At 28.2% G+C, this 25283-nt stretch carries 20 protein-coding genes; 10 read left to right on the top strand and 10 right to left on the bottom strand.

Translation table 11 applies throughout. The features are described 5' to 3' along the window. Positions 1 to 126 precede the first annotated feature (126 nt). The 4 genes from OD91_RS11215 (at position 127) to OD91_RS11200 (ending at position 9631) form a co-directional block, all read left to right on the top strand. Positions 127 to 3375 (top strand): SusC/RagA family TonB-linked outer membrane protein, encoded by a 3249-nt coding sequence (locus tag OD91_RS11215; RefSeq protein WP_144896476.1) that lies wholly within the window; start codon positions 127 to 129, stop codon positions 3373 to 3375. Between the two features lie 19 nt (positions 3376 to 3394). Next, the gene (locus tag OD91_RS11210; protein ID WP_144896475.1) at positions 3395 to 5212 is read left to right on the top strand and encodes a SusD/RagB family nutrient-binding outer membrane lipoprotein; all 1818 of its coding nucleotides are present in this window, start codon (positions 3395 to 3397) and stop codon (positions 5210 to 5212) included. A gap of 19 nt (positions 5213 to 5231) precedes the next feature. Next, positions 5232 to 6197 carry a hypothetical protein gene (locus tag OD91_RS11205; RefSeq protein ID WP_144896474.1) on the top strand — a complete coding sequence of 322 codons (966 nt, stop codon included), beginning with the start codon at positions 5232 to 5234 and terminating at the stop codon, positions 6195 to 6197. A 98-nt stretch (positions 6198 to 6295) separates the two neighbouring features. Then, entirely contained in the window at positions 6296 to 9631 is a 3336-nt protein-coding gene (locus OD91_RS11200) for a VCBS repeat-containing protein (RefSeq protein WP_144896473.1), read from the top strand. A 58-nt stretch (positions 9632 to 9689) separates the two neighbouring features. Here the strand turns inward: OD91_RS11200 and OD91_RS11195 are convergent, their stop codons facing one another. Next, positions 9690 to 10457 carry a hypothetical protein gene (locus OD91_RS11195; protein ID WP_144896472.1) on the bottom strand — a complete coding sequence of 256 codons (768 nt, stop codon included), beginning with the start codon at positions 10455 to 10457 and terminating at the stop codon, positions 9690 to 9692. 1 nt (position 10458) lies between these two features. Further along, a complete protein-coding gene (locus OD91_RS11190; protein WP_144896471.1) occupies positions 10459 to 11211 on the bottom strand; it encodes a hypothetical protein in 753 nt (250 codons plus the stop codon). 238 nt (positions 11212 to 11449) lie between these two features. Here OD91_RS11190 and OD91_RS11185 point away from each other — a divergent pair, with 238 nt between their 5' ends. Both OD91_RS11185 and rlmB read left to right on the top strand, forming a co-directional pair. Further along, positions 11450 to 12154 carry a hypothetical protein gene (locus tag OD91_RS11185; RefSeq protein ID WP_144896470.1) on the top strand — a complete coding sequence of 235 codons (705 nt, stop codon included), beginning with the start codon at positions 11450 to 11452 and terminating at the stop codon, positions 12152 to 12154. Positions 12155 to 12229: 75 nt separating this feature from the next. Then, positions 12230 to 12973 carry a 23S rRNA (guanosine(2251)-2'-O)-methyltransferase RlmB gene (gene rlmB / locus OD91_RS11180; protein WP_186434445.1) on the top strand — a complete coding sequence of 248 codons (744 nt, stop codon included), beginning with the start codon at positions 12230 to 12232 and terminating at the stop codon, positions 12971 to 12973. Between the two features lie 38 nt (positions 12974 to 13011). Here rlmB and OD91_RS11175 read toward each other — a convergent pair whose 3' ends face one another. Further along, the gene (locus tag OD91_RS11175; RefSeq protein WP_144896469.1) at positions 13012 to 13737 is read right to left on the bottom strand and encodes a rhomboid family intramembrane serine protease; all 726 of its coding nucleotides are present in this window, start codon (positions 13735 to 13737) and stop codon (positions 13012 to 13014) included. A gap of 76 nt (positions 13738 to 13813) precedes the next feature. Between OD91_RS11175 and OD91_RS11170 the strand changes: the two genes are divergently transcribed. Next, positions 13814 to 15085 (top strand): replication-associated recombination protein A, encoded by a 1272-nt coding sequence (locus OD91_RS11170; protein WP_144896468.1) that lies wholly within the window; start codon positions 13814 to 13816, stop codon positions 15083 to 15085. Here the strand turns inward: OD91_RS11170 and OD91_RS11165 are convergent. Genes OD91_RS11165 through OD91_RS11150 form a run of 4 tightly spaced genes read right to left on the bottom strand, consistent with a single transcriptional unit; the run spans position 15082 to position 18508 of the window. Continuing rightward, a complete protein-coding gene (locus OD91_RS11165) occupies positions 15082 to 15870 on the bottom strand; it encodes a hypothetical protein (RefSeq protein WP_144896467.1) in 789 nt (262 codons plus the stop codon). The genes OD91_RS11170 and OD91_RS11165 overlap by 4 nt on opposite strands. 2 nt (positions 15871 to 15872) lie before the next feature. After that, positions 15873 to 17246, bottom strand: coding sequence for a DUF5723 family protein (locus OD91_RS11160; protein ID WP_144896466.1), 1374 nt, complete (start codon positions 17244 to 17246; stop codon positions 15873 to 15875). 2 nt (positions 17247 to 17248) lie between these two features. After that, the gene (locus OD91_RS11155; RefSeq protein WP_144896465.1) at positions 17249 to 17791 is read right to left on the bottom strand and encodes a hypothetical protein; all 543 of its coding nucleotides are present in this window, start codon (positions 17789 to 17791) and stop codon (positions 17249 to 17251) included. A 33-nt stretch (positions 17792 to 17824) separates the two neighbouring features. Continuing rightward, entirely contained in the window at positions 17825 to 18508 is a 684-nt protein-coding gene (locus OD91_RS11150; protein WP_144896464.1) for a YjjG family noncanonical pyrimidine nucleotidase, read from the bottom strand. A 71-nt stretch (positions 18509 to 18579) separates the two neighbouring features. Between OD91_RS11150 and OD91_RS11145 the strand changes: the two genes are divergently transcribed. Then, the gene (locus tag OD91_RS11145) at positions 18580 to 19713 is read left to right on the top strand and encodes a glycosyltransferase family 4 protein (protein WP_144896463.1); all 1134 of its coding nucleotides are present in this window, start codon (positions 18580 to 18582) and stop codon (positions 19711 to 19713) included. Next, positions 19710 to 20972: a polysaccharide biosynthesis C-terminal domain-containing protein gene (locus OD91_RS11140; RefSeq protein ID WP_144896462.1), complete on the top strand. Its 1263-nt coding sequence runs from the start codon at positions 19710 to 19712 to the stop codon at positions 20970 to 20972. The genes OD91_RS11145 and OD91_RS11140 overlap by 4 nt, the downstream gene beginning before the upstream one ends. On the opposite strand, the gene OD91_RS11135 is transcribed toward OD91_RS11140, so the two are convergent. The 3 genes from OD91_RS11135 to radC are packed head-to-tail and all read right to left on the bottom strand — an operon-like array spanning position 20945 to position 23820. Then, positions 20945 to 21802 (bottom strand): hypothetical protein, encoded by an 858-nt coding sequence (locus OD91_RS11135; protein ID WP_144896461.1) that lies wholly within the window; start codon positions 21800 to 21802, stop codon positions 20945 to 20947. The genes OD91_RS11140 and OD91_RS11135 overlap by 28 nt on opposite strands. After that, positions 21802 to 23106, bottom strand: a complete 1305-nt coding sequence (locus tag OD91_RS11130) for a polysaccharide deacetylase family protein (RefSeq protein WP_144896460.1) — start codon at positions 23104 to 23106, stop codon at positions 21802 to 21804. Before OD91_RS11130 ends, OD91_RS11135 begins: the two co-directional genes overlap by 1 nt. 27 nt (positions 23107 to 23133) lie before the next feature. Further along, positions 23134 to 23820, bottom strand: a complete 687-nt coding sequence (radC, locus tag OD91_RS11125) for a DNA repair protein RadC (protein ID WP_144896459.1) — start codon at positions 23818 to 23820, stop codon at positions 23134 to 23136. Positions 23821 to 23935: 115 nt separating this feature from the next. Between radC and trkA the strand changes: the two genes are divergently transcribed. Continuing rightward, positions 23936 to 25282, top strand: coding sequence for a Trk system potassium transporter TrkA (gene trkA / locus OD91_RS11120; RefSeq protein ID WP_144896458.1), 1347 nt, complete (start codon positions 23936 to 23938; stop codon positions 25280 to 25282). The last annotated feature ends 1 nt before the right edge of the window (position 25283 follow it).

The raw sequence follows: 25283 nt of genomic DNA, 5'->3' as shown, positions 1-25283 counted from the left end.
TTTAAGAATTTTTAAAACACATAATTAACTATTTGTTAACTTTTTTATGATTTTTTTTGTTAAAAAAGTTGGTGTTTTAAGATTAATTTAAGATTTTTGGCACTAATTAATTCAAATAATTATACAATGAAGACAAAGTTTAATGGAATTTTAACGCTATTACTGGCGTTGGTTGTGCAAATATCTTTTGCGCAAGAAAGAACTATTTCAGGTACGGTTTCTGACGATACAGGCCCTTTACCTGGAGTAAGTATCGTAATTGATGGTACATCTAATGGTACTGAAACAGATTTTGATGGAAAATATAGCATTACTGCTAAAACAGGTGATGTACTTGTTTTTAGGTATGTTGGATTAAAAGTTACACGTAAGACAGTTGGATCTTCTAGCTCAATTAATGTAACTATGGAATCTGACAATGTTCTTGAAGAGGTAGTTGTAACCGCACAAGGTATTAAAAGAGAGAAAAAAGCTCTTGGATATGCTGTGTCTGAAGTAAGTTCTTCTCAAATTGAGCAAAGAGCTGAAGGTGATGTTGCAAGAGTACTATCAGGAAAAGCTTCTGGTGTACAAATTACTTCACAGAGTGGTACTTCTGGTTCTGCAACTAACGTTGTAATTAGAGGGTATTCTTCTATTAATGGTAACAACCAAGCATTATTTGTTGTTGATGGTGTACCTTTTAGTAGTGATACAAACTCTCAAGGTAACTTTTTAAATGGTAATGTTGGTTCTAGTAGATTTTTAGATTTAGACCCAAATACTATTGAAAGTGTAAACGTACTTAAAGGATTAGCAGCTGCTACTCTTTATGGTTCTGCAGGTAGAAATGGTGTAATTGTAATTACAACTAAATCTGGTTCTTCTGGTAAAAAAGGAAAGAAAAATGAAATTACAATAAACAACTCGTTTTTTGTTAATCAAATTGCTTCTTTACCTAATTACCAAGATCAATATGGTGGTGGTTTTGACCAATCTTTTGGTTGGTTCTTTAGTAACTGGGGACCTTCTTTTAGTCCTAATGGTGTAGATGGTTATTTAAATGACCCAGCTGGAACAATTCAACCTGATGGAACTGTAGAACACCCTTATGGTTCTTCTGCTTTCTTAAATAACTTCTTAGGAGGTAATAACTTATTAAACAATAAGTATACTGGTCAAAGATACGATTGGAAACCTTATAATAGTGTTGAAGATTTCTTTAGAACTGGATCTGTAAATAACTTATCTGTTAACTTTAGAGGAGCATCTACTGATGGAGATATTACTTATAATGCAAATGTTGGTCATTTAGATGAAGAAGGGTTTACTCCTGGTAATAAAGTTTTAAGAACTACTTTATCTTTTGGTGGACGTGCTAAACTAAGTAATAAATTTACCATTCAAGGTTCTATGAATTACACTAGTAATAGAGTAACTTCACCGCCTGTAGCGGCAAGTAGAGGTAATGGTACTTTAGGATGGTCTACATTTGGTAATGTATTCTTTACGCCTCGTAACGTAGATTTAATGGGATTAGAATTTGAACTTCCAGAAAATGGTGGTAGTATCTACTATAGAAATGGTAACGATATTATCAACCCAAGATGGTCTGTTAAGAATGCACAAAATGCACAAAAAACTAACAGAATATTTTCTAATGCAACTTTAACATACGAAGTAAATGATAATTTATCATTAGCTTATCGTGCTGGTATTGACTTCTATAATGAAAGAAATAGTGCACACTCAAACAAAAATGGTGTTAACTTTAATGCTGCAATTTTTGGTTTCTTAACTACATTTGATAATAACACAACTATATATGATCATTATTTCGCTGCCAATGGTAGTTATGATTTAACTGATGATATAGGATTAGATTTTGTTGCAGGTGCTACAAGTAGAGCAAGAACTGTAGAAGGTCAAGGTGTTGCAAGTACTGGACAAATTGTATTTGGTGTTTTACAACATTTTAACTTCCAAAATCAAACTCCAATTCAGTTTTTCGTAAGAAGAAATATACAAGGTATATTTGCAGAAGCTTCTTTTGATTTTAAAGATATGTTATTTTTAACATTATCTGGAAGAAATGACTGGGTATCTAACTTACCTACTCAAAACAATAGTTTATTTTACCCAAGTATTTCTGCTTCTTTCCTTCCTACTGCAGCTTTTGAAGATCTTAAGTCTGAAAGTGGATGGGGATTAAATTACTTGAAATTAAGAGCTGGTTTAGGTCAATCTGCAAACTTCCCAACTGGTTATCCAACTGTTAATACTGTTGGTCAAACTACACAAGTTGGTGGTGGTGCAATTGGTAGTGTTGTTACAAATACTATTAGCGGTTTCCAAGCAAATCCTAATTTAAAGCCTGAGCTTTTAAGTGAATTTGAAGTTGGATTTGATGCTAGATTCTTAAATAGAAAAGCTAATTTAAGTGTTTCTTATTTTGATAGAACTACACAAGATTTAATTGTATTTAAACCTTTACCTGCTTCTTCAGGATTTACTTCAACACAATCTAATGTTGGTAAAGTAGAAGGAGATGGATGGGAAGCTGATTTATCTTTAGATATTATCAGTAATGATGGTGATGGTTTAAATTGGAACACGAATGTAAACTTTACAACGAGTCAGCAAATTGTTACAGAACAAGATGATGATCAAATTATCTATGCAGGATCAACAGCTGCTTTCTTAGGAGGTAATGCTGCAATTAAAGGTGAACAATTGGGTGTAATTGTTGGTTCTAGAATTCAAAGAGACGCAAATGATAACTTTGTAGTAGATGGAGCTGGTAATTATCAAGCTGAAACGAATATTGTTTTACCTGATGGAAGATCAATTACGCCAATTATTGGAGATCCAAATCCAGATTATGTTATGAATTTAAATAATTCATTATCATATAAAAACTTCACTTTTAATTTTCAATTTAACCATACAAAAGGTGGAGATATAGCAACTACAACTGTAGCAACATTATTAGGTCGTGGTTTAATTGTAAAAGACAGAAAAAATACATTTGTTTTACCTGGTGTTAATGCTGCTGGTAATACTAATACTACTCAGATTAATAATTCACAATATTATTTCTCTAACTTATTATTTGGACCAAAAGAATTAACAATATATGATGGTTCTGTATTACGTTTACAAGAAGTATCTTTAAGTTATTCTTTACCTAAAAATGTTTTAGATAGAACACCTTTTGGCGCTGTATCTTTAACTGCTAGTGGTTTTAACTTATGGTATGATGCTTACAATACTCCAGATGATGCTAACTTTGATCCAAACGTAGCTGGTGTAGGTGTTGGTAATGGTAGAGGTTTTGATTACCTTAACGGACCAAGTTCTAGAAGATTTGGATTGAGTGTAAAATTATCATTCTAAAAATTTAATTTATATAATTATGAAAAACATTTATAAAATATTCATAGCCTTAGTAGTTACTAGCTCTATGATTATTTCTTGTGAAACATTAAAGCAAGAAGATTTGGCAAGTCCAAATGCCTTGTCAGCAGATCAAGCAGATCCAGATTTATTACTTAATTCTGTGCAATTAGCTTATAGAAACATTCAAGGAACTTTTGGAAATATTGGTTCTCAATTAACTAGAATTGATTACATGTTTGGAAGGAACTATTTTGCAAACTATGGTTCAGGTACTATGAATGGTATATGGACAAATTTTTACAGTAACACTGGTGCAGTAGGAATGGTTGTTAATATAGCTGCTATTGAAGCTTTAGATAAAGCAAATCCAGATAAAGATTTATCTTTTCACGTAGCTGCTGCTAAAACAATGCAAGCACACGTATTAATGCAGATAGTCGATTATATTGGTAAAGCTCCTTGGAGTGAGGCTAATAAGCCAAATGAATTTCCTTTACCTAAATTTGATGAAGGTCAAGAAATTTATACTGCTGCATTAACAATGTTAAATGAAGCCGGAGCATTATTTGCTAGTACAAGTGGTGCTGGTAGTGCAACAGATTTCTTTTATGGTGGTGATGCTGCTAAATGGACAAAATTAGTTAATACATTAAAAATGCGTGCTAATTTAACAACTGGAAACTATACTGCAGTTGTAAATGCAACAGGTGTAATTACAGATACTGCAGATGATTTCCAATTTACTTATGGAACTAATCAATTATCTCCAAATACACAGCATCCTGATTTTACTGTTGATTATACAAGTTCTGGTGCAGGTATATACCAATCAAATTGGTTAATGAAAACTATGGTGCCTAGTTTTGGTGATTTACGTGCTTCTACAGATCCTAGAAGACGTTATTACTTTTATAGACAAAACTGGAGAACTCCAGGAGGATCATCAATATTTTTTGATGCAAACGATGTAATTGGAAATGGACCAGGTTTATATCTTTCTGGTGGACCAGAAGATGGTGAAACTTTATCTTGTACTTTAGAAAATACACCTGTACATTTACAGTTTACACCTGATGAGGATATTTGGTGTAGTATGGATATGGGATATTGGGGAAGAATTCATGGAAACGACGCTGGTACACCTCCAGATAACTTTACAAGAACTGCGGTAGGTGTTTATCCTGCTGGTGGAAAATTTGATTGGAGAGAAGATGCTATGACATTTCCAAATACTGGTGGTTCAGCTTCAATTAATGGAATTTATGGACAACAAGTGTCTCAAACTGGTGGTGGTAATGGAGCTGGTATTTTACCAATCTATTTGGCATCTGACGTTGATTTTATGAAAGCAGAAGCTAATTTAGCATTATCAAATCCTACTGCTGCCTCTACACATTTAGAAGCTGGTATGACAAAGCATATTGCTAAAGTAATGTCTTTCGGAGCATTGGATGGTGCTGCTGATAAATCTCAAGCACCTAATGCTGCTTTTGTAACAGCTTGGGTTGCTGCTAAAAAAGCAGAATTTGATGCTGCTGCAACTAATTCCGCTGCTGATGGAAATGGTTTTCCAACAGCAAAAGATAAATGGGATCTTTTGGGTGAACAATATTTTATTGCTCAATATGGTTCTGGTACAGATACTTTTAACTTTTATAGAAGAACCGGTTACCCAAGAACTTTATCAAGAAATATAGATCCAAATCCAGGAACTTTTCCAAGAACTTTATTGTTCCCTGGAAACGAAGTGAGCTCGAATTCTAATATTCAACAAAGAACTGATAATAGCGAGAAAGTTTTTTGGGATAATGGTACAGTAAACCCAGCAAATTAATAATTACAAATTTATAATTATGAAAAACATATTTAAAACTATATTATCACTTGTTTTAGCTACTACAATACTTTCTTGTAGTGAATCAGACAAAGTGATAGACCAAGTTGTTGACGGAACAACTAATGGGGCTATACTTAGATTAATAAGTACAAACTCAAACGTATTGAATAGAAGTGATGCAACTACTTTTTGGTCTGTAACTGTTGAAGAACAAGATGTTGAAGACGGTAAGTTAATGGAAAGTGTAGAACTTTATGTTTCTCTTAGAGATTTATCTGATGGAAATGGAACTACGGTAGCTAAAGACGCGTTGGTTAAAACGATACCAGCTTCAGATTTTTCTACTGGACCATTAGGTTTACCTAGAGCAACTATCTCTGCCACTTTTGCAGAAGCTGAAGCAGCTATGGGATTAGATGCGTCTAAGCATGCTCCTGGAGATTTATTTGTTTTTGAAACAAGATTAAAATTAACAAATGGACAAACTTTTGGTGCTGCTGATGCTGGTGGTATTATTACTGGTGGATTCTTCTCATCTCCATATGTATATAACGCTGCTTTAGTATGTTCTCCTAAACCTGGGGATTATAAAATAGATATGCGTGATACATGGGGTGATGGTTGGCAAACAAGTCATGGAAGTGGTGGTACTGGTATTACTATAACATTAACAAATGCTGACGATAGTACAACTGTATTACAAGTAGGTATGTGTAGCCCTTATAATGATGGTGGTCAATGGTTAACAACTGGTAGTTGTACACCGTGGCCAGCTGGTACAGCTGATCCTACTGTTGATTATTCCACTGCTAGTGAAATAATTACAGTACCTGTCGGAACTAAACTTGCTATCTGGAATTTCCCTGGAGATGCTCATAGTGAAATAGGTTTTACTATTTTCGCTCCAGATGGTAGACAATTATTAGATGTCGCAGATGGAACAGGTGCTCCTGGTTTATTACCAGTTACAAACTGTTTATAATATTAGATAAAAACATCTTATATACATTAAAAGAGCTTATGAAAATAAGCTCTTTTTTTATTTTAAAATTTATATTTGTTATTGTAAAACAATAAATTATGCAGGCACATAAAAACTTGTTGAAATATACTATCCTTATAGTAATACTTATTATTTCTTGTACAACTGAAGAAAGTGAAAAATTAGATAAAAACCAACGTGTTATTAGTGATACTGTTAATTTCACATTTGAAAAAGTAGAATCAAGTAAAAGTAATATAGATTTTAATAATAAAATTACACATCGTTTTACTAATAAAGAAAACTTATTTGACTATGATTTTTTTTATAATGGGGCTGGTGTAGGCATAGAAGATATAAATAACGATGGTTTGAAAGATATTATTTTTTGTGGAAATCAAGTATCTAATAAAGTTTATTTAAATAAAGGAAATTTAGTTTTTGAAGATATTACTGAGAAATCAAATATAAATACTAATAAAAACTGGGCTAACGGTATCACATTTGCAGATGTTAATAATGATGGATGGATGGATATCTATATATCTCAGGGAGGTCCCTATTCAAAAGAAAAAAGGGAAAATATTCTACTCATAAATCAAAAAGACTTAACATTTAAAGAATCTGCAAAAGATGTTGGTTTAAACGATGCAGGAATTTCAACACAATCAGCATTCTTTGATTATGATAATGATGGAGATTTAGATTGTATTGTTATGAATGAAAGTCAACTGTATGGTTATGATCCAGGTACGTTTTACAATCTTAATAAAGATGAGAAAAACCTTAAAAAAAGTACTAGTCGTTTATATGAAAATATAAATGGTAAATTTAAAAATGTAACTAAAGAATCCGGAACATTTAAACCAACATTTGGTTTAGGTCTTTGCATTGCAGACTTAAATAATGATGGCTGGTTAGATTATTATATCGCAAATGATTATTATGTACCAGATGCCATGTACATAAATAATAAAAACGGAACGTTTACAAATAAAATTAAAGAAGCTACAAAACAAGTTTCTTTTTATGGTATGGGTGTTGATATAGCAGATATCAATCAAGATAATTTAGATGATATTTTTGTCTTAGATATGGCTTCTCAAGATCATATAAAATCTAAGACTCTAATGGCCTCTATGAATGTACCCAAATTCAATCTACTTAAAAGCCTTGGATTACATACACAATATATGTATAATTCTTTACAGCTGAATATAGGGAATAATAAATATCATAACATAGGTCAGATGTTAGGCTTATCTAAAACTGATTGGAGTTGGGCTGGACTTATTTTTGACACTGATAATGATGGAAATGAAGATATATATGTAACCAATGGTTATAGAAGGTATGCTTTAGATAATGACATGAGAATTGAGATTTTTAAAGCAAAAAGAAAATATAAAGGAAATGTACCTTTAAAAATAAAAGAAGAAATATATAATAAATTACCTTCAGAAAAATTATCAAATATTTTATACAAAGGTGATAGTGAATTAAATTTCAAGGATAACACCTCTTTTTCAGGGTTAAACGAAGTTTCTTTTTCTAACGGTGCTGCATATTCTGATTTAGATAATGATGGTGATTTAGATATCGTTGTTAACAATATTGATGATAAAGCTTTTTTATTTAAAAACTTAACTACTGAAAACAGCAAAGGAAATTACATTAAAATAAACACTAAGAGTAAATTATCAGAAGATTTTGCAAAAGTTTCTATTTCATATAACAATAAAACAAGAACTAAAGAATCTAGAAGAGTAAGAGGGTATTTATCTTCTGTAGATAAGACAATACATTTTGGCATTGGAAAGAAAAACACTATAGATACCGTAAGAGTTTTATGGAAATCTGGTAATTATGAAGAAAAATATAATGTTCAAGCAAATTCTACACTAACATTTGTAGAAACAAAAGAAAATATAAAAAAGAGTAACTCAATTCCAAAAATAAAGACACTCTTTAAAGAATCTAAAACGATAAACTTTACTCATAAAGAAAATGATTTTAACGATTTTTTTAAAGAAATACTTCTGCCATATAAACAATCAACTTTTGGGCCTTACATAACCAAAGGCGATGTTAATAATGATGGCTTAGATGATCTTTTTATTGGCGGAGCAAAAAATCAATCTGCGCAACTTTATATCAATAAAGATAACTCCTTTCTAAAAGCAAATAACAGTTCTTTTATTGAAGATGCTGCATATGAAGATATGGAAGCAATTTTTATAGATATAGATAATGACAATGACAATGATTTGTATGTTGTGAGCGGTGGAAGTGAATTTGAAAATAATGATTCTTTATTACAAGACAGAATCTATATAAACGATGGAAAAGGTAATTTTAAGAGAGATAAAAACATAGGTATTGAAGGATATCACTTTAGTGGAAAAACTATAACAAAAATTGATTTTGATAATGACGGAGATCAAGATATTATAGTTGGTAATCGAATACAACCGCAAAAATATCCGCTACATGTACCTTCTTTTATTTTTGAGAATGTAAATGGAAAATATAAAGAAGTAACTAATAAAATTTGTCCTGAATTTGAAGATTTAGGGATTATAAATAAAGTAATTTCTACTGATATTAATAATGATGGTTGGGAAGATTTTATAGCTGTTGGTGAATGGACTCATGTTGGAATTTTTATAAATAATAACGGCGTTTTCAAAGACATATCAAATAAAAGCAAATTAGATAAAGAAAAAGGTTGGTGGTTTAGTATCTCTGAAACTGATGTTAATAATGATGGTTTTAAAGATTACTTAATAGGTAATGTTGGTTTAAATATTAAACATAAGGCAACAAAAGAAAAACCTTTTAGAATTTATGCTGATGATTTTGATAATAACGGAAAGCATGATGTTGTTTTAAGTTATAAATATAATAATAGGTTTGTACCCGCTAGAGGAAAAGAATGTTCTACTCAACAAATGCCTTTTATATCTAAAAAAATACCAACATTTAATCAATTTGCAAATGCTACTTTAGAAGATATTTATGGTGATAAAGTTAATACTGCCTATAGAAGAGAAGTAAATCAATTTAAATCAATTTTATTATTGAATAATGGAAATAGTACATTTAGCAAAAAAGAGTTGCCTAAAATTGTCCAATCTATGCCAATATTAGATAGTGAAAACATAGATATTAATAACGATGGATATGAAGATTTAATTATTGTTGGAAATATATATAATACAGAAGTAGAAACACCTAGATTAGATAATAATTATGCTTTAATATTAACGTCAAATCAAAAAGATAATTACAATATAATTACGACCAAAAAATCTGGATTATACACAGAAGGTAATGCAAAATCTGTGAAAATTTTGCAAAATAAAAAAGGAAATCCATTAATATTAATATCTCTTAATAATGGAAAATTAAAAAGCTATAAAATTAATAAATAAAAATACCCAAAATATCCATAATGATATTTTAGGTATTATATAAAATGTAATATTAAAATTAAAGTGTCAATATATAAGAAATTATTTGACCTATATCTTTTTCCTCTTTATAATACAACTTATTTTCTTTTACAAAAGCTTTTATTTTTTTATGATGGTTTTTAGAAGTAAGATTTAAGAAACTTTTTTTCTTAAGAGCAAAAGGATTTAAACTATTTTCTTTTTCTAAAAAGTATTTACTTTTTCTTTTTATCTTAGACCTGGTTCTATTTACCATCGGATTTGGCGAAGCCTTAGACAAGACAAGACTATATTTTTTAAGTATAGAAATTTGTTTATTATTAAAAATCACCTGATAGTTACCTTGAACACCTTCTACATTAAGAGGTTTAAAAACTTTATTTCTAATTGAAACACGTTCAATTTTATTCATATCAAATATAAAAGTAGAATCTTTATGCTTAAACATAAATTTATCTCGCTCAATATTATAATTTAAATTCGGAAAAATGAATTTTTTCTTATTGGCAATAACTGTTGATTTATTTTCCCATTCATCAAATAAAAATATTGATCCATCAAATCCTTTTTTAGCTAAAGAAATATCATCGAATTGAAATAGGAGACCCATAACCTTTGACCATTCGTATTCATTTCCTCTTAAATGTTCAGAATCAGGTCCTAATTGATTAATGTCGTTAATTCTTGTAATTGGTATTACAGCTTGACTTTCTACAGTCTCTACCCATCCTTGTGAATAAATACTATTACTAAATAATAGCAAACCTAAAAAATATGTGAGTTGTGATTTTTTTAAACACATCATTCTATACATTTAAGTTGCTAATATAATTCAAAATAATTTTAACGTCTTCCTCTTTTTTGTATGAGAGTTTTTTGCTCTTAACAAACCATTTTAAATCTTTTATTTTATCAATAGAAACTAATTTCACAATAGCTGATTTTCTAAGAGAAAAAGGAGTGAGATTATTTGCTCGTTCTAAGTAGTATTTACTTTTCCTTTTTATCTTACTTCTTTTTCTATTTACCATTGGATTTGGAGAAGCTTTAGATAAGGAAATACTGTACTTTTTTAGTAAAGATATTTTTTTGGTTTTATGAACAATTTCAAAATTATTTTTAACCCCTTCAACATTAACAGATTTAAAACTTTTATTTTTGATTTTAATTCCTTGTACTTTATTCATATCAAAAACATAAGTAGAATCGTTTAATCGAAACATAAACTCATCTTTTTCAATATTATAATTTAAATTAGGAAAAACAAATTTTGTGTTGTTTGCATAAACCACAGATCTATTTTCCCATTCATCAAATAAAAATACAGAACCGTCAAAACCTCTTTTTGCTAATTGTATATCATCAAATTGATGCAAAATACCCATAACTTTACTCCATTCTTCTGGGTTACCTGTAAGTGTTTCAAACTCTCCATCATAAAGTCCATTTGCATGATCAAAAGGCTCAAAATGTCTTGTGTTCTCATAAGCCTCTAAAAAGCTTTGACTAAAACAATTCATTGTAAAAAATAAAGACGCCAAAAAAATTATTTTTTTCATAATAAATATTTTTAAATTAATAATACTTAAAAGTTAGTGAAAAAAAATTTAATTAACTGAATATAAAGGATTTAATTTATATTTTTCAACATTTTCAATTACTTGATATTGTTATATTTCCTTTTGACAAAACATTACCCTAATAAAATGTTAATTTTATGAATAATCTATATTTTTTAACATTAAATAAATAGTATTTTTGCTATTTTAGCAATCTTAAAAAAAATAATCAAATATTATGAGAAAAATTTTATTGACACTTAGCTTTATAATTAGTTTTAGTTTATCATTTAGCCAAGATCAAGAAGGAACGGCTTTAAATGATTTTCAATCATTCACAAACTCTGTTGCAGCAACTAATAGTGTTAATGCCTATGGAGGTTCTGTGTCTTTTAACAATCCTAGAAGAAAAATTTTAGGTTCTTTTTATTTACTAGATGAGTGGGAAAATAATGGTGTAATTGTTACAAAAGATAACAAAAAATTCTCCATCCAAAATATTAACTTAAATATAAAAAGTAATTCTTTTGAATCTAAAGTTAGAGGTAATAAAAAAGTCTTTGTTTTTAACTTTAATAACATAGATAAATTTATTATTAATAATAAGGTTTATAAAAAATATTTTTCTTCTGAAGATTCTAGAGTATATCAAATTATTTATGAAAATAAAGATTTTCAATTATTAAAAGGGTATTCAGTTAAATTTGTTGAAGGATCTGCTAACCCTATGTTAAATAGGTCTTTTGATAAATTTGTTAGACAGGAATCAATTTTTATCAGAAAGAATGATGAAGTAAAAAAGTTTAAACTTAAAAGAAGTAAAATTGTTGGTTTGATAGGAAAGGAAAAAACTAATGAAATAAAGGCATTTGCAAAGAAAAAAGATCTTTCTTTTAAGAAAGAAAAAGATGTTAAAAAAATATTAGCACATTTTATTCAATAATATTGTAAAACAATAAAAAAACCATCTCAATTGAGATGGTTTTTTTATGCTCTCAATTTAAACTACATTTGCAAAATGATTAAAGAATCTACAAATATTTTTGGAATAAGAGCCATCATAGAAGCTATTGAAAGTGGCTCTACTATGAACAAAGTTTATCTTCAAAAAGGATTAAGAGGTGACCTATTCTATCAGTTAGATAAATTGATAAAAGAAAAGAAGATAGCAACTAGTATGGTTCCTGTAGAGAAATTAGATAGACTGTCTAAAAACAATAATCATCAAGGTGCAGTTGCACAAATATCACCTATAGAATTTTACGATTTAGAGACTTTAATTGAAACTACATTAGAAAGTAATAAGATTCCTTTATTCTTATTATTAGATCAATTATCTGATGTAAGAAATTTTGGTGCCATTATTAGAACAGCTGAATGTACTGGTGTTAACGGAATAATAATTCAAAAAAGCGGAAGTGCTCCTGTTAATGCTGAAACAATAAAAACATCTGCTGGAGCAGCTTTTAAAATACCAATTTGTAAAGTAGATCATATTAAAGATGCTTTATTCCTTTTACAAGCATCAGAAATAAAAACTGTTGCAGCTACTGAAAAAACAGAAGATTCAGTATTTGATATTGATTTTAATCAACCAATGGCAATAGTTATGGGATCAGAACATAGAGGTGTTAATCCATCTATTTTGAAAATGGTAGATTATAAAGCAAAATTACCTTTACTTGGTGAAATAGAATCATTAAATGTTTCTGTAGCTTGTGGTGCTTTTTTATATGAAACTGTAAGACAAAGGACGTTGTAGTTTTTAGTTTTTAGTTTTTAGTTTTTAGTTTTTAGTTTTTAGTTTTTAGTAACATCATCATTTCCCTTTTTGGGAATCTTATAATCATATATAATTTTAGGAATCTCCTCTTCTACCCTATTTTCAATTATAGGAGGTGAAAAATTTCCATCTTCATCAAACAACGTGTCAAATTCTGTTTCTACAAATTGATGCTCTTTTTTTATAATTCCTTTTTTTCTATTTAAAAAAGCTAAGATTAACCCTGTCATGAACCCAGATAGATGTCCTTCCCAAGACATCCCCTCTTTTATTGGTAAAATATACCAAATCATACTACCATATAAAAAAATGATAATTAAAGATAAGGCAACTAGTCTATAATGACTTTTAATAATTCCACTAAAAAACACAAAACTAAATAGTAGATAGACAATTCCACTTGCTCCAATATGAAAAGATTCTCTAGCGATTACCCATGTTATGAATCCAGTAAAAAAACCTCCAATAAGCAATATTTTAATAGCAACATCTTTATAAAAATAAAAAAGACTAGTTAAGAGCACAAATAAAGGAATAGAATTATTAAAAAGGTGGTTTGTATTACTATGAATGAAATGCGTTAAAAAAACACCTCTAAAACCTTCAAAAGTTCTTGGAAAAACTCCAAACTTATTAAAATTGAAATTAAAATGAATTTCAATCCAGTACACAACCCAAATTATTGCAACATATAAAATTGGAATCGTAAATGTATTTTTATGATATGTAATTTCATCATTCATTACAATAAAAACAACAAAAATCTAACCAAAGCTGCGTTTTACAAATTCTGTCAGAAATCTTTCCTATTTTTACAATATGAATGAACCTTTGGCAGAAAGAATTAGACCAAAAAAGCTTGAAGACTATATCAGCCAACAACATTTAGTTGGTGAGAAAGGTGTTTTAACACAGCATATTAAACAAGGTATTATTCCTTCATTAATACTTTGGGGGCCTCCAGGAATAGGAAAAACAACCTTAGCAAATATTATTGCAAATGTTTCAGGTAGGCCATTTTATACATTAAGTGCCATTAGTTCTGGAGTAAAAGATGTTAGAGAAGTAATCGAGAAAGCTAAAAAAAGTGGCGGATTATTCACTCAGAAGAATCCCATTTTATTTATCGATGAAATTCATAGATTTAGTAAATCTCAACAAGATTCTTTATTAGGAGCCGTAGAAAAAGGTTGGGTAACTTTAATTGGTGCTACTACTGAAAACCCTAGTTTTGAGGTAATTCCTGCCCTACTTTCTCGTTGTCAGGTTTATATTTTAAATTCTTTTGATAAAGACGATTTAATTGCTTTGTTACATAGAGCGATGAAAGAGGATGCAATTTTATCAACAAAAAAAATTATATTAAAAGAAACCGATGCTTTGCTTCAAGTATCTAGTGGTGACGCAAGAAAACTATTAAATATTTTTGAACTTTTAGTTTCTTCTGAAGACGAAATTGAAATTACCAATAAAATGGTTCTTGAAAAAGTTCAAAAAAATACCGTTAGATATGATAAAACTGGCGAACAACATTATGATATTATATCTGCTTTTATAAAATCGATTAGAGGAAGCGATCCAAATGCTGCTGTTTATTGGTTAGCTAGAATGATTGAAGGTGGTGAAGATGTTAAATTTATTGCAAGAAGATTATTAATTTTAGCTTCAGAAGATATTGGTAATGCAAATCCTACTGCGTTAATTTTAGCTAATACTACTTTTCAAGCTGTTTCTACAATCGGATATCCAGAGTCTAGAATTATATTAAGTCAGTGCGCGGTATATTTAGCGAATTCTGCAAAAAGTAATGCCTCTTATATGGCAATAGGAAAAGCACAACAGTTGGTTAAAAAAACTGGAGATTTATCTATACCGCTGCATTTAAGGAATGCACCTACTAAATTGATGAAAGATTTAGATTATGGCAAAGATTATCAGTATTCTCATAACTATCCTGGTAATTTTATACATCAAGAGTTTTTACCTGAAGAAATTTCTGGAACAAAATTATATGAACCTGGAAACAATCCTAGAGAAAATCAGTTTAAAGAGGTTTTAAAAAATAGATGGAAAGATAAATATGATTATTAAAATTTAATCTGATATTTTTGAATTACTTTTTGATTATTCTCGTAAAATTCGGCGAACCATAAATCACCTTTTTTATATAGAATTCCGTTTTTGTCTTTAATAATAAAAATATCATTTTTATTAGTTTTTAAAACATTAAAAACAACTTCTGGTTTTGTGTTTACTAACTGGAATCCGTTTTCTTTTGATTGAGCATATAGAATGTTATTCTCATTTACCTTCAGTTTTTCTTTAGGTAAAACTTCCTTAATAACTTTACCCTTATTTTTTTGAGTTACAGTTTTCACTACTTTCAATGGAGAAATTTCACTAATTTCTTTGTTACTAACTACGGTTTTATCAGATTGACTTACTGGTTGATACTTATAATTAAGCGCTTCAATAGATTTAAAAGCTTTTCTTATTGATTCATGATATGCTTTTTTATAGTCTTTATTTTTACTTCTTCCTTCTTGAGAAGTAAATACAACTTTGTTATTACAATCCAACAATTCAATTTTATTTTTAGTAGATAAAAAACTAGAGTTCCTTTTTAGTTTTACTGTTAATGCTAAACATCTATTTCTAGATAATTCTTCTGGAAAACTTTCATTATTTAAGAAGGTAGTAAATCCTTTTTTATTAAATAAAAACTTAGTTAAAGAACTTGTTTGATATTGATCCTCTTGCTTTAAAAATTCAAATTGATTGGGAACAATTATGTATTTATAATTATTAATTGTTTTTTGAGAAAAAGAATTCATCGATAAGACGAATAAAACTGAAAGTGTAATTTTTTTTATCATAATTAATCAATAATTAAATTTACTCCAAATTGTAAAGAAAAAATATTTGCATCTGATAAATCTACAAGTTTTAAAACATTATCTACTACACCATATACATTTACTTTTCCAATTCTTGTTGTAAGACCAAAACCAATATTTGTAAAAGAATACTCGTCTACTGTATGTGTTGCTTTTACTAAAATTTTATCAGATAATGTTTTCTCTATAAACGAAGTAAATGAAAATTGAGGTTTCAAGGGTCTCATAACTGTATTTAACTGAAAACCTATTGCGTTATAATAATACTTTTTATACGTTTCAGTAAAACATTTTTTACTTCTTATTTCTCCAAAACTATACTTTACAGCAGCATTTATTTTAGCTGGCCTCCAAAGCAAATACGATTCTTTATTACTTCCCCTTGGTAAATTCCTTGTTAATTCCGCATCAAATTCTGCCCAATAACCCAATAAACTTGAAGGATTGTATTCAAAATTAATTCCTTCTGTAGCATGCGTACCATTTAAAAAAGAATTTTTAATATTCTTGCTATAATTAATAAAACCAAGATCTAAAATACTAGCTGTAACTTCAATATCTGGTCTTACATGATACGTAAACCCAAAATCAAAACCTATCCCTAAATTACCATTTAAAAAAGACTTTTTATATAATCTAGAAACATCTTCTATAAATTGGTCATCCTCATCAACTAATCCTGATGTTTTAACATCTACATCAAGATTTGTAAAATAGTGCTTATAAATATTATTCTGTCCTAAAGTAGTGGTAATTGTACCTGAATTATTATTAGAATATAAATTAAAACTAGATGAATAAATTTTTGCTCTAGCTCCAACATTTAATCTCTTATTTATTTTTCTACTAATTCCGGCATGCAACACACCTAAAATATCTGCTTTATAACTTAACTGAGAAAAAGAAAAGTTTCTATTTAAATATACTGAATTACCTTTATATAAAAGTGTTGCAATATCTTGTGGGAAATAACCAATTAAATCTAATTCTTCATAAAACCCGAAACTTAAATACGTTTTATCATCATATCGATAACCAGCATTTAATATATCTATATGAACATTTACTTTGATATTATCTTCTGGAACTAATAAATTGAAAACTCTATCGAATTTTGATGAAAAATCTCCTTTACTTACAAATAAATCGGCTAGTGTAAAACCAGAAATACCATAACTTAAAGACACTCCAGATAATAAAGGAATTCCAGCATGAAATTTATAATTAGTTTCTGCTCCAGGGTTTAATAGTAACGTTTGAGGAATTTCATCGAACCCATATAATATATTCGAATTTTGAGAAAATATAGTACTACAAAATGATATGAAAATTATTATTAATACTCTTCTTATCATTCTTAAAATTTAAAGTAATATTTACCTGAAGATTTAAACTCAAACTCATTTACTGAGGTAGAATCCAAAGCTTGTCCTCCAGAAATATTAAGTGTTAATTTTATTTTATTTGAATTTAAAAGAGCAGCATTTTTTGCAATAATAATTTCTACACCATCTTTATAATTTAATTGTTTTGGTCTTACAAGATTTAAAGTATCAGAAAAAACTATTTGATCGTTTTCATCTAAAAACTGCAATCTTGTATCAAAAGATCTATTAAACTCGTTCTTTATTTCAAAATAAAGATCTACTCTTTGAAGATTATTTTTTGCCCTATCAGTATTTAAAAGTGTAAATTCGGTTATATCACTAACAGAAGATAATTCTATATTATTAGCAGCATCAATAAATGCAGGCTCCTTAATTTTAAAATAAATTAAAGATGTTTCTACAACCTGACTTGATGTAAAAGTATCAACTTGTTTAAAGTCTAAATTTTTATAGCACGATACTAGGCTAAAAATTACTACAAAAAATAAAAAATTACATTTAAGAAATTTCATAAATCTTTGTTATTTATACAAAACGATAACTGGTTAAAGATATTGTTTTATTTCTAAAAGCGAAGTGACAGAAGTTATCTTTTTATCATTATTTTTTTTATTATCAAAATTGCAATGAATTGCTCTTAGACCAACATTTATAGCCCCCTGAATATCAGCTTCTAAGTTATCTCCAATCATAATTGACTCTTCTTTTATAGCGTTTGCTTTCATTAAAGCATAGTCAAAAACTTTAGGATTTGGTTTCTTTACACCTACAGATTCGGATGTTATTATTTGATTAAAATAATGATGAATGTTTGAGCTTTCCATTTTTTTACTTTGAATTTCTTCAAATCCATTTGTAATAATATGTAATTGGTATTTATCTTTTAAATAATCTAAGAGTTCAAAAGTACCTTCAAACAAATAATTAAAATCTGGTAAATAATCTATATATTTAATCGCTATTTGATCTATCACCTCATCTGAAATCTCAAATTGAATTGCATCAAAAGCGTCTTTTAATCTTCCATATCTTAAAACTTCTTTAGACACTTTTTCTTCTCTATATAATTTCCAGTAATTAAAATTAATAGGTTTATAGACCTTAAAGAAAATATCTACATCAACTTTTACGTTTAGTTCCCTGAATACTTTTTTAAATGAAAGATCTGAGTTTTTTTCAAAATCCCACAATGTGTGATCTAAATCAAAAAATATGTGTTTAATATTCATTTTATAAAAGTATTAATTCTATCCAAATACACAATGAAGTACTTATATTTGTTTTTATTTAAATCTATTTTTTGAAAAATAAATTGCATATTCTTTTTATATGTGGCTGGTATCCTTCTAAAGTTTTACCGACTAATGGCGACTTTATTCAACGCCACGCAGAAGCAGTTTCTTTAAAACATGAAGTTTCGGTACTTCATATTATTTCTGATAAAAATACTCATCAAAATATAAATATTGAATCTAATAAAATAAATAAAGTCGATACTCACATTGCTTATATAAAAGAAACTAATAATTCAATAATAAAATTTTTAAGGTTTTGGAAAGCTTATTTTCTCCTAATGAAAAAAATTAAGCCTTTTGATATTTTGCATTTAAATGAAATTTATCCATTTGGTATTTTTGCTCTACATCAAAAATGGATCAAGAAGAAACCTTATATAATTTCTGAACATTGGACGGGCTACCACTCCCCTTTTAATAAATCAATTAGTACAATTGAAATACTAGTTTCTAAATTCATTGTAAAAAATGCTAATTTTGTTTGTCCTGTTAGTGATAACCTAAAAGAATCGATGTTAAGTATTGGGCTAAAAGGTAATTACTTTAAGATTCCTAATGTTGTTGATACTACTATTTTTAAACCAACAGAAGAGTTGGTAGAAAAATTTACGATTGTACATATTTCTAGTATGCTTGATACGCATAAAAACATAACTGGAATGCTTGATGTTGCTAAAAAATTAGAAGATAGTATTGGTAAATTTACCTGGTATTTTATTGGTGGAGAGGATAAAACCTATAAAGGCAAACTTGAAAAATTAAATTTTACAAAAGCTAACATCGAATTCATTAAACATATTCCTCAAAAAGACCTTATACAGTATCTTCAACAAGCAACAGTTTTTGTACTCTTTAGTAATTATGAAAATTTACCTTGTGTAATTTTAGAATCTTTTTGTTGTGGAACACCAGTAATCTCTACAGATGTAGGTGGTATAAAAGAATATTTTCCAAATAATTTTGGAAAGCTTATAGAAAAAAACAATAAAAAACAATTACTAGAAAGTATATTAGAGTATCAAAATAAAAAAATACCGAAAGAAGAAATGCATGAATATGCTAAAAGTAATTTTAGTAGAATGGCTATTGCAGAAAATTTCTCTAAGCTATATTATAAAACCCTAAAACATAAAAATTGAATTTACTAACAACTTATCTTAAAAGCTTTTTAACAAGATCTGGCAGTTACGTTTTTATGGCAACTGTTTTTGCGCGGATTATTTCATTTTTAGCTTCAATATTGGTTCTTCAATTCATATCTAATAAAGAACTGGGAGTTGTATTATATGCATATAATTTTATTCTATTTATTATTCCTATTTGCGGTTTTGGCTTACATCAAAGTTTAATTAGATATGGAGCTTTATTAAAAACATCAGAAGAAAAAAACAGTTTATTTATTTACGTTTTAAAAAAAGGAATACTAGCTTCTTTCATTTTAATTTTTTTAATAATAGTGGCAAGTTTTTTCTTTTCTTTTGAATTTAAAAATACACAGACCTATTTAATAATTTTATCTTTTATACTACTACCTTCTTTTATTTTTGAAATAGTTAGAGCTCAATTTCGATTAAATCATGATAACAAATCATATGCTTATACTGAATTGATTCACAGTTTACTATTGCTAATTAGTATTTGTTTATTTAGTTTTTTCTTTAAAGAAATTGGTTACACACTTGCACTTTTATTAACTCCTTTGATCACTTCAATTATATTCTTTAAAAAATTGGATATCAATTTTAAAGTAAATATTAAATTAAATATTACTGATTTTACTTTTTGGAAATATGGTTTTTTTGCAAGCCTTTCAAACGTTCTCACTCAACTACTTTTTGTAATTGATATTTTATTAATCGGGTATTTATTAAAAAATTCTGAATTAATTACTGATTATAGATATGTTTCCATAATTCCTTTTAGTTTATTGTTTTTACCTAGAGTATTTATAAATACTGATTTTGTTTCTTTTACAGAAAAAATATACGATAGCGTATATATAAAAAATTACATAAAAAGCTACATGCTATTATTTTTATTAATTAGTTCGCTTTTAATACTAACTTCTTGGTTATTTTCAAATGAAATCCTTTCAATTATAGATTCAAATTTTGATAAATATTCAGATACTTTTTTAATATTAATTTTCGGAATTTCAGGTATCTTTATTTTTAGAGGTTTATTTGGTAATTTATTATCTTCAATAGGCAAAGCACATGTTAATTATTACATTGCCACGATAGGATTGATAATAAACGTAATAAGTAATTATTATTTAATTCCTGAGTACGGAATAAAAGGCGCGGCAATAACTTCAGCTATTTTAATGTGGTTTACTGGAATTTTATCATGTATTCTTTTTATCATTCTTTACAAGAAAGATTTTTCAAACAAATAATAATCTTCTTTTTCTGCTCCAAAACTTTTATAAAAAGCTTCAACACCAGGAATCATAGAGCCTTCAAAATCTAATGTGTAATTTGAATTAGAATATTCTTTTATAATAGAATCTAATAGTAAACTTGGAACTTGTTTTTCTTTTCCAAAAGGAGTCATAACAGAGAACAAATAAATCAACCTCTTTTTATCCTTTAAAAAAAAACATCCGCCAGCATCTTTAACTCCAAGTAAAAATCCATTATTAGTTTTTACAGCTTGATACATCAATTTTTTTAATTTTAAATAATCCTTATCTAATAAAGCAATAAATTTATAATGCTCTTTTGCTATTTTTATTAGATTGTCTATTTCAATATTTTGTATTACGAAATCATTTCTTAATGATTGATTTACTCTATATTTTCTGTCTTTTTTATATTTCTTTCTCAATTCCGAATAATCTTCAGACAAATTAAGGATGTAGTTTTTTCTTTCCGAAAAATGATTAGATACATTAACATTATCTGAATTAAATTGATAAGAAACCTTTAGAAAAGAATTAGGAATTCTATTAATAAAATCTACTTGTAGTTTTGCGGATAATGTAGTTTTTGAAAACACACCCAACTGCTGACAAAAATAAGGCTGAGTACTATATTTTAAAAAATATTTACGCTTCCAAGGAATTGGCATAACTGCTTCATAAGCATCTAAAACTAAAACATCCCAATTATCTGCAACGATATCTAAATACCAAGAAAAAGCATAAATTCTAGACTGAATAGATTCTTCTATACATGCATCATATTTCTTAACATTTAAGTCTTTTCTTTTAATGTAATTTATCATTAAGCAGTAACAATTTTCATCATAGATTCATACAAACGCTTCCATCCTTTCCAACGTAAATAATTACTTAAACTTTCATTATGGAATAAGGCAATAAACAACCCATCTATAGCTTTTACTTCATTTTTTAAATCTCTAATTTTCCCTAAAGATTGTTTTGGAGTTAGCTTCATATAATCATTTAAAGTAGTATCCATTAAAGCAAATGGGAAGACCTTTAATGGAGTCTGAATTTCAAAATCTAAATCGTAAAAATAGAAAGGTGTACACGTACTCGCTCTAAAACCAACATGATTTGCATATCCCATAGAATAATCTTCTGTAATCTCTAAATCGATTAAATTTTGATAAGTTTCTGGCAAGCTTAATCGTAAATAATGTTGTCGAGAACGTTTAATTGGCATATTTGTAATATTCTCTAAACGTTCTTTTTCTTTCTTTAAAAGCGGCACATCTTTTAATGTAAAATAAGAAGGATGCAATCCTACTCTAGCATAATCTACCATTTCTTTTATCAACAATCGATACTTTGACTTTGATGCCGAAACATTAGTATCAAAAGTTGTATAATCGCCTATTAAAAAGAAAAATATAGTTTTTATATCGTACTCGTTTTTTAAATCAATTATTTTTTGAAACGTATTAAACGGATCTTTTTTCAAACTTAAAAGCACTAATAAACGATCCCAGAAATTTCTAACATTAAATTTGAAAAAATCTTTAGTAAAACCTCCTAAAGTCCTAATAATACTTTTATGCTTATAAGCAAAAGCATTATCTACATCAATGGTAGAAACAAATTTAAATTCTCTTTTTTTATACTCAAAATCAGGAAACCTTTCTTTTAAAAAAGCTAGCAATTTATATGCCCAAATATCGATGACGGGTTTTTCTAAAAAGCGATATTTATAAGCGATACTTTGTTCCGAAGTAAAACGCTCATGCATATCTTTTACATGAGGTAAGTATTCTTCATACCTGCTAATTAAATAAAAACTTGCAGCAAAAATATCAAACGGTATGGTAGATTTTGCTCCTGCTGAAAAAAAACAGGGCGTTTCATCCCAATTAAGAATATTTATTTCAATATCATTAACCCCTTGTTCAAATAGTAAATCGTGACTTTTAACAAAAAATTCATTCCCCAATGCTACTCTTGTATAGGAAATTTTAGGACCATTATGTGCCACAAACTCTTCTACTTTTGTAGTAAAATCAACAGGGATCAATAAAGTTCTTGTAAAAATATGTTTAAAAATATACCGAACTCTAGGAGTAATTTTGTGTGTATAAATTAAAATCATAGTTACTATTAGTAGATAAAAAAATGGCTATAAAGTAGCATTGTCTGCGAAGCTAAAATACGCTTTTTCGGTAATTATTAAATGATCTAATAGTTTTATATCTAAGGTTTCTCCTGCAAGTTTTATTTTCTTTGTTAAATCGATATCAGAATTACTAGGTTTCAATTTTCCAGAAGGATGATTATGGCAGATAATAATTCCAACTGCAGCTAGAGCCAACCCTTTTTTATATAACAATCTTACATCAACAATAGTCGCAGTTAAGCCACCTTTACTTATCTGATGTTTCTCAATAATTTTATTAGCATTATTAAGGTATAAAACCCAAAATTCTTCATGTTCTAAATCACCTATTAAAGGTTTCATTAGATTAAAGACATCATTAGAACTATTAATTTTAGTCAACTTAATCACCTCTTCAAACTGATGTCTTTTCCCTAATTCTAAAGCCGTTATAATTGCAATTGCCTTTACCTCTCCAATACCTTTAAATGTTGTTAGTTCATTTTTAGTAAGTTTCGCAAGTTTATTTAAATTATTATTTACAGATTGTAAAATTCTTTTGGCTAAATCAACTGCGCTTTCTTCTCTATTTCCAGAGCCAATTAGAATTGCAATTAACTCAGTATCAGATAAATTTATTTTTCCTTTAGATAATAATTTTTCTCTTGGCCTATCATCTAAAGCCCAAGATTTAATCGAGATATTATTCATAGCAGTTCTTTTTTTATAAATGTACAAAAACCAATTTAATTACTTAAAACAGTTTCTTTTTTTGCAGATACTGATAAAGACTTCTATCTTTGCGTACTATTTCTATATTTTTAATATGAAAATTATAATAGCTGGAGCTGGAGATGTAGGTTTCCACTTAGCTAAACTACTTTCGTACGAGTCCCAAGATACGTACATTATAGATTTTGATGGAGAGAAGCTAAACTACATCAATAATCATTTAGATGTAATTACAAAAAAAGGAGATGCCACTTCAATTAAATTATTGAATGAAATTGGCATAGATTCTGCAGATTTACTATTAGCGGTTACTGATAGTCAAAACACAAATTTTACTATTTCGGTAATTGGTAAAGCACTTGGCGCAAAAAAAACAATTGCACGAATTAAAAATCAAGAATTTTTAAAAAACGATCATATTAATTTTGAAGAATATGGTGTAGATTTTATGATTTCCCCAGAAGAATTAGCTGCTGATGAAATAAAAATGTTACTTAATCAATCTTCATTTAATGATACAGTTGCTTTTGAAAATGGTCTTTTTAATGTGATGGGAACATCACTTACTTACAAATCACCCTTAGTTGATTTAACAGTTAAAGAAGCCAAAGAAAAATTTTCGACGGTAGATTTTATTACCATTGCAATAAAAAGAGAAGGAATTGCTCAAACTATTATTCCACGTGGAGACTCAGTTTATAAAGTAAAAGATCAGGTTTATTTTTCAGTTCCAAAACATAGTATCGATAAATTATACCCAATCGTAGGTCAAGAACACATTAAAATTAAAAATGTAATGATTCTTGGTGGAAGTAGTATCGGTACTAAAACTACAAGAAACCTTTGTAAAGAAAATTACAAAGTAAAATTAATTGAAAAAAATAAAGAAAAAGCAAATACACTTGCAGAAGAACTCAATCATGCATTAATAATACAAGGTGACGGACGTGATATTGAACTTTTAGAAGAAGAGAATATTAGAGAAATGGATGCTTTTATTGCAGTGACTGGAGATTCTGAAACTAATATTATGTCTTGTTTAGTTGCAAAATCTAAAGGTGTAAAAAAGACCGTTGCTTTGGTTGAAAATATGGATTATATCAATATTTCTCAAACTATAGGAATTGACACACTTATCAATAAAAAATTAATTGCTGCAAGTAATATTTTTAAACATATTAGAAAAGGAGAAATTCTTGCATTAGCAAATCTACACAATATTGATGCTGAAGTTTTTGAATTTGAAGTTCAGCCAGGCGCAAAAGTTACCGAAAAACCTATTAGAGAACTTCGTTTTCCTAGAGAAGCTGTTTTTGGAGGAATTATAAGAGATGGACAAGCACATATGTCTTTTGGTGATTTTCAAATACAAAGTGGCGATAAAGCCATTGTTTTTTGCTTACCAGAAGCAATATCAATAGTAGAAGAATTATTTAACTAAG

Origin of the sequence: Lutibacter sp. Hel_I_33_5 (assembly GCF_007827455.1) — a bacterium.
In the GTDB taxonomy this organism is placed as follows: Bacteria; Bacteroidota; Bacteroidia; order Flavobacteriales; family Flavobacteriaceae; genus Polaribacter.
This window is presented reverse-complemented; position numbering and strand designations above follow the sequence as displayed.